Source organism: uncultured Draconibacterium sp., assembly GCF_913063105.1.
GTDB lineage: Bacteria > Bacteroidota > Bacteroidia > Bacteroidales > Prolixibacteraceae > Draconibacterium.
The window spans coordinates 25202-38925 of record NZ_CAJXYQ010000017.1; the positions used below are offsets into that span (position 1 = coordinate 25202).

Consider the following 13724-nt stretch of genomic DNA (forward strand, 5'->3'; position numbering starts at 1 on the left):
GCCGCTAAAAAACGCCGGCACTTTACCCCAACATTAACAATCTGCACGAACAATATGCTCTACAACATGTTTATAGGAAATTGACCTATTTTCGCGCGCTGTAATTGAAAACAGAGCAGTGAATAATCTTTTTTTGAATTTTAATTAATAATCCTCCGGAATGAGACTCAAGGCAATTACCAATAAAAATTGTCTTTTCCAGCGAAATGCTGGAGTCTCCACCTTTCCGGTTTTCAATCCATTGTATGAAATTTGAATTTAAATTTATAGATAAGAAGCAGGGTAGTATAAAAGACGATCTACTTTCTGGTCTTACCGTATCCTTAGCCCTTGTTCCGGAGGCAGTAGCTTTTGCTTTTGTGGCCGGGGTTTCGCCCATTGTTGGCCTTTACGGTGCCTTTATGATGGGGCTGATTACCTCAATTTTTGGTGGCCGCCCGGGAATGATTTCCGGAGCTACCGGTGCCATGGCCGTTGTTATGGTTAGCCTGGTGCAAAAGGGAAATGCTATGGGCGACGGACAAGGCCTGCAGTACCTTTTTGCCACCTTAATTTTAGCAGGAACCATTCAGGGGCTTTTTGGTATTTTCAAATTAGGAAAGTTTATCCGCCTGGTGCCGCACTCGGTAATGATGGGCTTTGTTAACGGGCTAGCCATCGTTATTTTCCTGTCGCAGTTAGGCATGTTTAAAACCGGTGACGAATGGTTAACCGGCGCTCCATTGTTTACCATGCTTGGTCTGGTGGCTTTAACCATGGTGATAATGATTGTGCTGCCGAAATTAAGTAAAGCCATTCCGGCTGCACTGGTAGGAATTTTGGTTGTTTCGGCCATTGTTATCTTCGGAAATATTGAAACAGAAACGGTTAAAAGTTTTATTCAAAACGGCGGTGGCGATAGCATAAAAGCAGGTTTGCCAACTTTTAATGTGCCGCTAATTCCGTTTAACCTTCACACGCTTGAACTAATTTTTCCGTATGCCCTGATTTTGGCAGCTGTTGGTTTAATCGAATCGTTAATGACCCTGAATCTGGTTGACGAATTAACCGAAACCAGGGGAAGCGGCAACCGCGAATGTGCCGCACAAGGTATGGCCAATATCGTTAACGGATTTTTTGGAGGAATGGGTGGTTGCGCCATGATTGGACAAAGTATCATCAACATTAAATCGGGTGGACGTGGTCGCCTGTCAGGCATTTTTGCAGCCATTATGCTGCTTATGTTTATCTTGTTTGCCTCAAGCTATATTGAAATGATACCCATTGCTGCTTTGGTTGGCGTAATGTTCATGGTAGTAATTGGGACCTTTGCCTGGAGTACATTTAAAATCATCGATAAAATACCGGTTTCAGACCTGATTGTGATTGTGCTGGTTACCGGCTTAACGGTTATTTTCGATCTTGCAATTGCAGTGTTGGCAGGTGTTATCGTTTCGGCACTCGTGTTTTCGTGGGAGAATGCCAAACGTATTCGTGCCCGCAAAAAAACCGACGAGCACGGCATTAAACACTACGAAATTTTTGGCCCGCTGTTTTTTGGGTCAACAACACTTTTTCAGAGCAAATTTGATGTGCAAAATGACCCCAACGAGGTAATTGTTGATTTTAAAGAATCGCGCATAATGGACCAGTCGGCAATTGAAGCCATAAATAAACTGGCCGAACGCTACCAAAAAGCGGGGAAAACGCTTCACCTGCGCCACCTTAGCCGCGACTGCATAAAACTGGTGAAAAAAGCTGAAGCTATTTGCGATGTAAATGTGCTGGAAGATCCGAATTACTTTGTGGCTATTGATAATTATAACCGGGTTATAAAAAATACAAAAACTCCGTTTAACAGTTAAACAGGATTGTCTGCAAAAAGAAAAAGACCCTTGCTCTGGTTTATAAAATTTGAGCACGGGTCTTTTTTTCTGAATGCAACGCTAAACAAAAAGTTTTGTCTTTATTAAAAAGCTTTTACGGATTAGCTTTAAAAGCGGCCTGAAACCATAAACAATGTTCAACTTTTTGTTTTAGGCTGCTTTTTATTGCGTTTGTAAAAATGTTTTGAATCTCCCCACTCGCCAAAACCAATTTCCGAGCCCGCCATATGTATTCGGGCCTCCAGGCAATTTCTGCACAGCTCGGCATCTTCATCCAAACAGGGTTTATCCTCGTACAATTGATACTCTTCGCGGTAAGCCGTTGGGGTTAAATTGGGCATTATTACATTGGCGCCAATAGCCAATGCTTTTTCCCTTCCGGCAGGGTCGATGGCCTGCAAAGCTGTAGCCGCCGCAATATTAATATCGGGCATTAGCAAGCGCAAAACGGCAATCATATTCAGGGCTAAATCAAAACGCTCCTGTTTGGTTTTCAGCAAATGCCGGTATTGGTACAAGGGCGTATCTTCATGCTCAATGTAGGGACCCATTCCGCACATATCAATGTCCAGCTTCTTAAAAAAAAGCAGGTCGTCAGCCAGGTGTTCATACGTTTGAAAAGGCAAGCCAATCATCACTCCTGTTCCCACCTGGTAGCCCGCGTTTTTTAAACTACCAAGTGCTTCAATTCTTCGTTCAAACGAATGCGTTTCATTTTCAGGATGAATTTTATAGTACAATTCGCGATTCGACGACTCGATGCGTAGTAAATAACGGTGTGCCCCACTCCCGAACCAACGGCGGTAGGTATCCTCGCTTTGTTCACCACAACTAAGTGTTATGCCCAGCTCTCCGTTCGAGAGTTGTTTAATCTTCTTCAGCAAACCATCTACCCGCTTAATAAAAGCCGGTGACGATAATTCACCCGATTGCAATACCACTGATGCAAAACGGTTTTCCCACGCAAACCTGCACGATTCCAGAATCTCCTCATCGCTCACATCGTAACGAATAACTTTGTTGTTTCCTTTCCGAATACCGCAGTACAAACAGTCTTTCGCACAAATATTCGAAAACTCTACTAAGCCCCGAAAATATACTTTATTCCCGGTTTCTTTTACCTTCACCTCCTGCGCCCGTTTTAGTAAAGCGGTACGTTCTTCGCCGGTGGTTTTAAGCAGCTGTATTATTTCTTCTTTCTTCAATCGCAGTTATTTCTTCGGCAAAAATAGTTTTTTCCGTCGCTAAACAAGATAACAAAATTCAGGAACTCCATGTTTTATGCTTAAGTTTAACAACATACTCATTTGCAACATTTCTCATGTTAAGCTATTGAAATTAAACCTATTTTTGTACCACAATCCTGCGGGAAGGCCACGGCTGACTTTAGGGAGAACAAGGCAAAAGAATCAAGTAGGAAGGCAAAAGTCTTTCTATTCCTTTATCTCCAATTTTCCCGCAAAATATATTTGTAGAACTTAAGTTGATGTTTTTGGCAGAAATGAATTTCTGTTTTCCAACTTTCAACTGCTAACTTTTTTATATGAGACGACTGGGATTTGTAGGAATAATTATTGAGGACCGGGAGCAATCATCGGGAGCGGTTAACGAGGTGTTGAGCCAGTTTTCTGAACTTGTTTTGGCGAGAACCGGACTGCCCAATGCCAAAGAAAATTATTCGGTAATTACCCTGGTTATTGATGCAACTACTGATGAACTGGGAATGTTAACCGGAAAACTGGGAAATATACAGGGCGTTTCTGTAAAATCAGGTCTTGCAAAAAAATAGAAAGTAACAACTGATCTAAAAACTCAAAATATGTACAATGTTCCTGCCGATTTTATAAACGAAGCAAAAATTTGGGAAGCACTGGAAGCCAACAAAAACCCGGAGCCATCGCGAATTAAGGAAGTACTGCAAAAAGCAGCCGAAATGAAAGGTCTGAATGCCGATGATGTTGCTGTGCTCACATGCATTAGCGACCCGGAAATGCTGGCCGAACTTTTTACTACCGCCAACACGGTTAAAGAAACCATTTATGGCAAACGTCTGGTTTTGTTTGCGCCTTTATACATATCAAACCTCTGCGCCAACGAGTGCCTTTATTGTGCATTCAGAGCTACCAACAAGGATATCGACCGCCATGCACTTTCGCAGGAGCACATTGCCCGCGAAGTTGAAGTGTTAATCAACCAGGGACACAAACGCGTTTTACTGGTTGCCGGCGAATCGTACCCTAATCAAGGCTTTCAGTATGTTCTCGACTCCATCCGAACCATTTACGGTGTTAAAAACAAGCACGGCGAAATACGCCGGGTAAACGTAAATGTGGCACCACTTTCAACCGATGAGTTTAAGCAACTAAAAGCTGAAGGAATTGGCACCTACCAGATTTTTCAGGAAACCTACCACCACGAAACCTACCACAAAGTTCACCTTGGGGGTAAAAAACGCGACTACAACTGGCGGGCATGGTCGCTGCACCGCGCCATGGAAGCGGGCATTGATGACGTTGGCATTGGTGTACTTTTTGGCTTGTTCGATTACCGTTTCGAAATATTAGCTATGATGCAACACATACGCGAACTGGAAGATAAATTTGGTGTTGGACCGCATACCATTAGTGTTCCGCGACTGGAACCAGCCACCAACAGCGATCTGGCGTCGCATCCGCCATTTCCGGTTTCCGATATCGATTTCAGAAAAATAGTAGCCATTTTACGACTGGCAGTTCCGTATACCGGCATAATTATGTCGACGCGCGAAACGGCTAAAATGCGCCGCGAAACATTTGCATTGGGTGTCAGTCAGATTTCGGCAGGAAGTAAAACCAATCCGGGAGGGTACGAAGAAGAAGACGAAATTTCAAGTCAGTTTAGCCTGGGCGACCACCGACCACTCGATGAAGTTATTCGTGATGTGGCATCAATGGGCTACATCCCTTCGTTTTGTACAGCCTGTTACCGTTTAGGAAGAACAGGGCAGGATTTTATGGATCTGGCTAAGCCCGGCGATATCCGCTTGCACTGTGCTCCCAATGGCTTAAGCTCGTTTAAAGAATACCTGCAAAACTATGCCGCACCCGAAACCAAAGAAATAGGAGAAAAGCTGATTCGCGATACCATTGCCGGAATGAGCGGTATTGCCAGGCAACGCGCCGAGAAGCTGGTAAAACGCGTTGAAGCGGGTCGGGACGACGTTTACTGTTAAACAACAAATTTTTAAGCACCGAACAAAACAGATAGAGGTAGATATTTTTTTCAAATCAAAGCAAAAACTATGGTACAGTTAAGAACAGAAAACGACTTACTTGGCCAAAAACAACTACCTGCCGACGCGCTGTGGGGCATTCACACTGCCCGTGCTATTGAAAATTTTCCAATCATGAAACAAACTGTGCATCAGGAATTGGTTAAAGCTTATGGCGAGGTAAAACTGGCCTGCGCACAAACCAACAATGCACTTGGTTTTTGGAAAAACAAAGAAAAAGGCGCAGCAATAGAGCAAGCTGCATTTGAAATGAGCCAGGGACTGCTGAATGAACATATTGTGGTAGATTCCTTGCAGGGAGGGGCCGGAACGTCAACCAACATGAATGTTAACGAGGTACTTGCCAACCGTGCTTTGTTGTTACTTAACCAACAACCCGGTAATTACAATTTGGTTTCGCCACTTAACGATATTAACCTTCACCAAAGCACTAACGACACCTACCCAACAGCTTTAAAAGTTGCAGCTATTCGTTTGTTACGCCTGTTGGAGCAAAATGTACTCGCGCTTCAAGAGGCGTTTCAGCAAAAGGAAAAAGAATTTGCACCTATCGTAAAAATTGGCAGAACCCAGTTGCAGGACGCTGTATTAACCACATTGGGGCGCGAAATGGGTGCCTATGCCGAAGCCTTTAACCGCGACCGCTGGCGGATTTACAAATGCGAAGAACGTTTGCGTGTTGTAAACCTCGGAGGAACAGCTATTGGAACCGGACTGGGAGCTCCAAAACAATTTATTTTCAGGGTGCTTGACAAACTGCGCGATAATACAAATATTGGCCTGGCACGTAGCGAAAACCTGGTTGATGGTACCCTAAACACCGATGTATTTGTTGAAGTTTCAGGAATTTTAAAAGCATGCGCATCAAACTTATTAAAAATCAGCAACGACCTTCGGCTGATGTCCAGTGGTCCGCATGCCGGTTTCGGGGAGATTAATTTGCCTGAACTTCAGGCCGGATCATCAATAATGCCCGGAAAAGTTAACCCCGTAATACCCGAAGCAGTAGCCCAGGCAGCTATTAAAGTAATGGGGAACGACCAAATAATTACGCAGGCAAGTAGCTCTGGCAACCTGGAATTGAACCAGTTTCTTCCGTTAATTGCACACAGTTTACTCGAATCTGTCGACCTGTTAAAGGAGGCCTGTAATCTTTTTACCGAAAAGTGTGTATCCGGAATAACAGCCAATGAAAAAAAATGTCGGGCTCAGGTAAATAACTCCACCGCCACGGTTACTGCTCTTATGCCTGCTATTGGGTACAACAAGTGCGATGAAATTTTAAAAATCGCTCGCCAACACGAATTATCCATTAAAGAGGCAAGTTTAAAATCAGGCTTTTTAAACGAAGAAGAATTTGAACAGCTGATAACTCCGGAAGCCGTTTGCCGACTGGGACATTAAATCCCACTAATTTTAACAATGCATTAACACACAGATAACTTCCTCTTTATCTGCCTCTTAGTGTGCTTTAAATATTTTAAGACACATTTATCTTCTTTTTCGCTTGCAAATGTTTTTAATAGTTATTAATATTGAGTCTAAATTAATATTGAGACAAAGAATTATTTTATAACTAAAAAAAGTGAATCATGAAAAAAGTATTATTTCTATTAGCGTTTGTAGCAGTTTACGGAGTATCATTAGCAATGACAGAAGCTACTGTAGTTGCCGCAGACGAAACAGTACAAGTTGTTACTGATTTTGATCAGGTAGAAAAAGAAAAAAAGGAAAGCAAGAAAGCCGCAAAGGGTGAAGCAAAAGCTGAAGGATGTTCAGGAACAAAGGCTAAAGCCGATGGTTGCTCAGGTAGCAAAGCAAAAGCAGACGGATGTGCCGGTGAAAAATCAGCCAAGAAAAGCGACTGCAGCAAATCTTGTGACGGAAAAAAATAAGGGAAACTTATTTGAATATAAAGAAAGTCGTTCAATAAAATTGAACGACTTTTTTTGCGTTTAACAATTCAGAATGTAACCCACTTTCACCACATTTTCAATCGAAACTGATGAATCATCGGCAAAATACTTTCTCAATTTCGATATAAAAACATCCAGACTCCTACCCGCAAAATAATCGTTTTCGCCCCAAATAGCGGTTAATATCTGCTCGCGTCTGATCACATTATTTTTGGCTTTACAAAGCATGCGCAACACCTCGGCCTCGCGTATGGTTAAGCGCCGCACCTTATTGTTTATGGTTAACGATTGATTTTCAAAATCAAACTCATAAGCGCCCACCTGATAAATATTATCCGGCTCTGCCTGAACGAAATCACTACGATTACTTATGGCAACAATTTTACACCACAGCTCATCTTCATCAAAAGGTTTGGTAATATAATCATCGGCGCCAATAGTGTAACCTTTCATTTTATCCTCTTTCATGGCCCGGGCAGTCAGAAAAACAATAGGAATTTTAGGCTGTATGGCTTTTACTTTTTCCGCCAGCGAAAAACCATCCAGTTTTGGAAGCATCACATCAAAAATGCAAAAATTAAAGCTTTCGTTTTTCCTGAATCCTTCAAGTCCTTCTTCGCCATCGCGGTATAAGGTAACTTGTACTCCACGGCTTAATAAAAAATCTTCAAGTAAGTAACCAAGGTTGGTGTCGTCTTCTACTAAAATTATATTCAGTTTCTTTTCATCCATAGCTACTTTTTAATTTCAGGCAGTTGAATAATAAAAGTGGTTCCATTTTCTGTCTCGCTTTCAACAGAAATTGTTCCGTTATGAGCTTCAACAATTTGTTTAACGTAAGCCAATCCAATGCCAAATCCTTTTGTGTTGTGCACATCACCTGTTGGTACCCGGTAGTATTTATTAAAAATATACTTCTGAAACTTCAGAGGTATTCCAATTCCATTATCGGTCACCTCAATTCTAAGCTTATCGTTTTGCTTAATGGTTTCGATTTTTATCTGTGGTTCGTTTTTCGAGTATTTTATGGCATTGGAAAGCAAATTTACAAATACGTTTATAAAATGCAGGCGATCAACACAAACATACAATTCGTCAGGATTTGGCTGATACAAAATACTGCCTTGTTTCTCATCCAGCAACATTTCGCAGCTTGAGATTGCTTCCTGTATCACGTCACTTATTGCCACGTCTTCTTTAGAATAGTCGAAAGCATTCCGTTCAACAGCTTCTAATCGCAACAAACTTTCCACCAGGTTTTGAAGTTTTCGGTTCTCTTTAAATATCAGTTCTGCATAGTTTTCAAGCTTTTGCTCGTTAGTTCCGTAGCGCCTTTTCCTAATCATGTTTGACGCCAGCGCTATCGACGAAAGCGGGGTTTTAAACTCGTGACTAACATTATTGAGCAGTTCTTTAGTGTGTTGTGCAATTCGTATTTCCCTGTTGTAAATTCTAAAAATATTGTAAAGACTCACAATTAACAGGAAAATTAGCACAACAGAACCTAAAAACATAAGGCCGGCTTTAGCAAAAAAGAACCGGGTTCGCGAAGGGAATTCCACCACCAGTTGGTATCCCGCATGTCCCAAAATACCGCCCATACAACGCGAGTAATACAGGCCGTTATCAAATTCTTTTTGTAAGGTTATTAGTTCTTCAGATTTATTTTCAAGAATATACATCTCGTATTCCAGGTCGATATCGTACGAGCGAAGTTCTGCCTCAATTGCATCGTGAATTTTTTCCCAAACGCCTGCGGTGGTAAGTTGGGTTTTTAGCCTGGCGGTATCACAATCAACACAGGCTTTTACCATGTTGCAAAAGGGTTTATCAGCGGTTAATGTAGTCATTGTTTCGCTTAAGGCCAGCTCAACGCTTTTTTCAAACACCTTGTCCTGAAAACGAATGGAATAGATAATCCATTTTATTTGTGTTGCCAGCAGTGCCAAAATAATAAACAATGCCAACACAAACGTATATTTTCTGAATCCCGTTTTCACTTGTCTGTTTTCCTTCTCTCTTCTTTTTAAAACGATTGTTTATCATCCAAACCCACTTCGGAATCAAATGTTTAACCGCTGTATCGAATTTCAAAAATAACTATTAAAATTACAAACCTGTTTTCCTGAATTTACATTAACCTCGTGTTAACGCTTTTATAGCAAACGAAACCATATATTTGTGTTTCAATCATCAACTAAAAAATAAAAATTATGAAAAAGATCCTTATTGTTTTTGCACTTGTATTCGTTTATGGCTTAACAATGGCTAACACTTCTGCAGTTGTTGTAAACGCACAAAAAGCAGATGTTACAGTTGTTGCCGACGATGACAACATAATGGCTAGTGTTGAAGAGGAAAAAGACAAAAAGAAAAAAACAGAGAAAAAAGAATGCTGCAGTTCAAAAACAGCCGAAAAAAAGACAACAGGTTGTACTGATGCACAAAAGAAGAGCTGTGCAGCTTCGGGCAAAACCTGTGGTGGCGAAAAAGCTGCTGCGGAGAAAAAAAGCTGCTGCGGAGAAAAAAAGTAAAAAACAACTTTTAATAGTTTCCAAAAGGGTGCACGCGCACCCTTTTTTTTGTTTTCCGATTGCGAGTGAAGGATTGAATTTGTACTTTCAGTCGCGAAAAAACAGTTGTATGAGATCACCAAAATCGTTTCGTTTACATATTGGAATTTTTGGCCGCAGGAATGCAGGCAAATCAAGCATTTTGAATGCGCTTACCCAGCAAGATGTTTCTATTGTTTCGGAAGTTGCCGGAACCACTACCGATCCGGTTGAGAAACCAATGGAACTGCTTCCGCTTGGACCGGTTCTTTTTATCGACACGGCCGGTATTGATGATGTTGGCGCGCTGGGTAAAAAACGAATTGCCAAAACACTTGCCGTTTTTGATCGCACCGATCTGGGGATTATCGTTTCCAACTTTTCAGAATGGGGCGAATACGAAGAATCGCTGGTGGACGAATTTAACCAGCGTGAAATTCCATTTCTTGTTGTTTTTAACAAGAGCGATTTATACCCGGAAGATTTTGAACTGATTACCGCACTCGATGGAAAAAAGATAAAACTTACGCAAACTTCGGCAACAGAACAAACAGGAATTGCCGGGTTGCGACAGTTGCTGTTAAAATCGGCACCGGCAGATTTTATTAACCGCCCCAGCATCCTGGCTGATTTGGTTGGCCCCGGCGAAGCCGCTGTGCTGGTGGTTCCTATCGATAAAGAAGCACCAAAAGGCAGATTGATTTTACCACAAGTACAGAGCATTCGCGACTTGCTCGATAACGATGCCTTTTGTATGGTTGTTAAAGAACGTGAATTACGTGAAGCACTTTCGTGTTTGAACAAACCGCCCAAGCTGGTGGTGACAGACTCGCAGGCTTTTTTAAAAGTAGCGGCCGACACGCCTGCTGATATCCCACTAACCTCGTTTTCCATTTTATTTGCACGCTTTCAGGGCGATTTAAACGAAATGGTACGGGGCGCAATGGCTATCGACCAACTAAAAACCGGAGACAAAGTATTGATCGCCGAAGCTTGTTCGCACCACCCTATCGGTGAAGATATTGGCACGGTAAAAATACCTCGCTGGCTGACACAGTATGTTGGCGGCAAACTGCAAATTGAAAGCACGCGTGGTCACGATTTTCCTCCAAATCTATCAGAATACAAACTGATTATTCATTGCGGTGCCTGCATGTGGAACCGACGCGAAATGCTTAGCCGGATTATGAAAGCCAGGCAAGCCGGCGTACCTCTTACCAACTACGGACTCACCATTGCCTATTCGCTGGGCATTTTTGAACGGGCACTGCAACCCTTCCCGGCCGCATTGGAAATTTACAAAAATGGAATTGAATTATAATCCTTTAGCTTTCGGGCAAAAAAACAACTTAAAACAAAGCAGACAATTGCTGTTCGATACTTATTTTAAAACCTAACAATTAGTTAAGTTGTTGTGGTTTAAAAAGGAAATAATATGAACCGGATAGTTTTTATATTTTTAATAGTAGCAGGCCTGTCGTGCACCGATAAAGAGAGCCCTGAAAATATGATTTTACAGAACGAAATACCTGAAAATAACCAGGAACCCGGGAACACCGAAATCTATTACCTGGCGCTGGGCGACTCTTATACCATTGGCGAGAGCGTTGCCCAAAATGAAAGATTCCCGGTACAATTGGAAGAACAATTAAAAAATGAAGGGTTTGCAATTCAACCGGTAAAAATAATAGCACAAACCGGCTGGACTACCGATGAATTAGCTAATGCCATTAAAAGCGAAACACTCAAAAACGCCTATAACGTGGTTACTTTGCTAATTGGCGTAAACAACCAATACCGTGGAAGAAGCGCTGATGAATACCGCACTCAATTTAAAGAGCTTTTACAAACCGCCATTGCTCTGGCCGGCTACGATGCTAAAAATGTAATTGTAATTTCGATACCGGATTATGGTGTTACTCCCTTTGGAGAAACGCGCAATCCCGATCAGATTGCCAAAGAAATTGACGAGTTTAATTCCATTAACCAGCAAGAAACTCAAAGGCTTAATGCACGGTATGTAAATATTACCGGCATATCGCGCGAAGCAAAAAACGACCAAACTTTAGTGGCATCCGATGGACTGCACCCCTCAGCAGAAATGTACCGGCGTTGGGTTGAAAAAATACTTCCTGAAGCCAAAGCAATACTCGAAAAACAAAAATAATGACAACAAACCCGGATAAAAACGACGCTGAAAGATTAGACAACGAAGACCCATTAAAAGCATTCAGAAAACGCTTTTTTATTGATTCCGAACAAACCATATATCTTGACGGGAACTCGCTCGGGCGCCTTCCGTTAGCAACCAAAAGCTTACTTTCTGAAGTAGTTGAAAAACAATGGGGAACAGATTTAATTGAGAGCTGGAATAAAAACTGGTACCATAAGTCGGCTGTATTGGGGGATAAAATTGCAACAATAATTGGAGCCTCGCCGGGCGAAGTTATTGTCTCCGACAGCACATCAATTAATTTATACAAGCTGGCATTTGCTGCATTAAAACACCAAAAAGGAAAAACTACTGTTGTTAGCGACGAGCTTAATTTTCCTACCGACCTTTATATTTTGCAGGGCCTGGTTAATGAATTTGGCCCGGAATACAGCCTGGATCTTGCCCGTTCAAACAACGGCATATCAATTAATATGGACGAGCTTAAGTCTAAAATCACAAAAAACACGGCATTGGTAGTGCTTTCACTGGTTGCTTTTAAAAGTGCCTTTATGTACAACCTAAAAGAAATAAGCGATTATGCCCACCGGATGGGAGCGTTGGTGCTATGGGACCTCAGTCATGCTGCAGGAGCGGTAGAAATTGAACTTAATGAGAGTTATGCCGATATGGCCGTTGGCTGCACATACAAATACCTAAACGGCGGTCCGGGCTCACCGGCTTTCTTATACCTTCGTTCAGACCTGCAGGAACAATTCCTGTCGCCGGTGCAAGGCTGGTTTGGCGATGCCCGGCCTTTTGATTTCGACCTGAACTACCGGCCGGCAAAAGGTATCTGCAGGTTTTTAACCGGTACTCCTCCGGTATTAAACTTAATGGCTATTGAAACCGGTCTGGATCTACTTATTGAAGCGGGGATAAAAAACATTCACAAAAAAAGTATCGGTCTGTCCGGTTATTTTCTTTCGCTGGTTAAATCAAAACTTAAAGCTTATGGCTTTCAACTCGGATCTCCAATCGGGGCTTCCTGCCGCGGATCGCATATTGCATTAAAACACCCCGAGGCCTACCGGATTTGTCAGGCCTTAATTCATCCCAAAACCACAACGCTCAAAATTATTCCCGATTTTCGTGATCCGGATAATATCCGTTTTGGATTTACGCCACTATACACCACCTATTCTGAATTATGGGAAACAGTGCAACGACTGCAGGAGATTGTGGAAAAAAAGGAGTATCGCCAATTTACGAGCCAGCGACTAACGGTAACCTGATTAAGGCTGTTTTACTAAACGAAAAAATCCGAAAAACTCAATCTTCCCCATCGCATCTTTTTTTAGTAGCTTTAAGTTACCCTTCTCAAAAGCAAACTGAAACTCAATATTATTCCTAAAATCCTTTGGGTGGATACAACTTATATAATTTCGTGCTACACTCCATTTTCCTTCACTAAAGGGCTGAAAAAGTTTTACCGGAGGGTTTCCGGCAACTATAAATTCGCGGTTTTCTAAAAAAGAAATAACAAAAAGGATGTTGTTCGCTTTTAAATACTCCAATTCAAAATGTAGTAATTCGTTGTCAACATCTACATAATATTCGTACAACTCCCATTTGCCGGGTAATAACTGTATTTTGCGGCCAAATACTGCAGGAGATTTTAACCAGGCAAGAAGTTTTAAATAAGCAGTTTTTTGTTTCATTGCGCAACAGTAACTTCTGATATGACCCAACAGCGGTTTAAAAGTTTAATTAAACCCATTACTTTCTTTTGCTATAAACCTCGATTTATTGTTCTGAAAAAGAAAAAGGGTAGCCTCTACAAGCCACCCCCCACATTCAATAATGTATAATGATAAAAAATAAGGGTACTGCAAGTTTATGCAATACATATCGGAATATTAAACCATCACAACGCTACTTATCAACAACTTACCGTGCATAGCCTTG

The 13724-nt window shown here is 41.8% G+C and carries 13 protein-coding genes; 9 read left to right on the top strand and 4 right to left on the bottom strand.

What is annotated here, in order from left to right; translation table 11 throughout:
• Nucleotides 1-245: 245 nt before the first annotated feature.
• The gene (locus tag QZ574_RS15205) at nt 246-1844 is read left to right on the top strand and encodes a SulP family inorganic anion transporter (protein ID WP_297091043.1); all 1599 of its coding nucleotides are present in this window, start codon (nt 246-248) and stop codon (nt 1842-1844) included.
• A gap of 158 nt (nt 1845-2002) precedes the next feature.
• On the opposite strand, the gene hydE is transcribed toward QZ574_RS15205, so the two are convergent.
• Nucleotides 2003-3070, bottom strand: coding sequence for a [FeFe] hydrogenase H-cluster radical SAM maturase HydE (hydE, locus tag QZ574_RS15210; RefSeq protein WP_297091045.1), 1068 nt, complete (start codon nt 3068-3070; stop codon nt 2003-2005).
• Between the two features lie 338 nt (nt 3071-3408).
• Between hydE and QZ574_RS15215 the strand changes: the two genes are divergently transcribed.
• From QZ574_RS15215 to QZ574_RS15230, 4 genes are all read left to right on the top strand, one after another.
• Nucleotides 3409-3654, top strand: coding sequence for a TM1266 family iron-only hydrogenase system putative regulator (locus QZ574_RS15215; protein WP_297091047.1), 246 nt, complete (start codon nt 3409-3411; stop codon nt 3652-3654).
• 30 nt (nt 3655-3684) lie between these two features.
• Complete coding sequence (hydG, locus tag QZ574_RS15220; protein WP_297091049.1) at nt 3685-5076, top strand: [FeFe] hydrogenase H-cluster radical SAM maturase HydG; 1392 nt, start codon at nt 3685-3687, stop codon at nt 5074-5076.
• A gap of 69 nt (nt 5077-5145) precedes the next feature.
• Nucleotides 5146-6540: an aspartate ammonia-lyase gene (locus tag QZ574_RS15225; RefSeq protein WP_297091052.1), complete on the top strand. Its 1395-nt coding sequence runs from the start codon at nt 5146-5148 to the stop codon at nt 6538-6540.
• Between the two features lie 188 nt (nt 6541-6728).
• The gene (locus tag QZ574_RS15230) at nt 6729-7031 is read left to right on the top strand and encodes a hypothetical protein (protein WP_297091054.1); all 303 of its coding nucleotides are present in this window, start codon (nt 6729-6731) and stop codon (nt 7029-7031) included.
• Between the two features lie 60 nt (nt 7032-7091).
• Here the strand turns inward: QZ574_RS15230 and QZ574_RS15235 are convergent, their stop codons facing one another.
• Nucleotides 7092-7784, bottom strand: a complete 693-nt coding sequence (locus tag QZ574_RS15235) for a response regulator transcription factor (RefSeq protein ID WP_297091056.1) — start codon at nt 7782-7784, stop codon at nt 7092-7094.
• 2 nt (nt 7785-7786) lie between these two features.
• Nucleotides 7787-9052, bottom strand: a complete 1266-nt coding sequence (locus QZ574_RS15240) for a HAMP domain-containing sensor histidine kinase (protein ID WP_297091058.1) — start codon at nt 9050-9052, stop codon at nt 7787-7789.
• Between the two features lie 213 nt (nt 9053-9265).
• On the opposite strand from QZ574_RS15240, the gene QZ574_RS15245 reads away from it, so the two are divergent.
• The 4 genes from QZ574_RS15245 to kynU all read left to right on the top strand — a co-directional run bounded on the left by QZ574_RS15245 (nt 9266) and on the right by kynU (nt 13051).
• The gene (locus QZ574_RS15245; RefSeq protein WP_297091060.1) at nt 9266-9586 is read left to right on the top strand and encodes a hypothetical protein; all 321 of its coding nucleotides are present in this window, start codon (nt 9266-9268) and stop codon (nt 9584-9586) included.
• Nucleotides 9587-9695: 109 nt separating this feature from the next.
• Nucleotides 9696-10925: a [FeFe] hydrogenase H-cluster maturation GTPase HydF gene (hydF, locus tag QZ574_RS15250; protein WP_297091061.1), complete on the top strand. Its 1230-nt coding sequence runs from the start codon at nt 9696-9698 to the stop codon at nt 10923-10925.
• Nucleotides 10926-11039: 114 nt separating this feature from the next.
• Nucleotides 11040-11771, top strand: a complete 732-nt coding sequence (locus QZ574_RS15255; protein WP_297091063.1) for an SGNH/GDSL hydrolase family protein — start codon at nt 11040-11042, stop codon at nt 11769-11771.
• Nucleotides 11771-13051, top strand: a complete 1281-nt coding sequence (kynU, locus tag QZ574_RS15260; RefSeq protein ID WP_297091064.1) for a kynureninase — start codon at nt 11771-11773, stop codon at nt 13049-13051. The genes QZ574_RS15255 and kynU overlap by 1 nt, the downstream gene beginning before the upstream one ends.
• On the opposite strand, the gene QZ574_RS15265 is transcribed toward kynU, so the two are convergent.
• Nucleotides 13052-13477, bottom strand: a complete 426-nt coding sequence (locus QZ574_RS15265) for a hypothetical protein (protein WP_297091065.1) — start codon at nt 13475-13477, stop codon at nt 13052-13054.
• Nucleotides 13478-13724 lie beyond the last annotated feature (247 nt).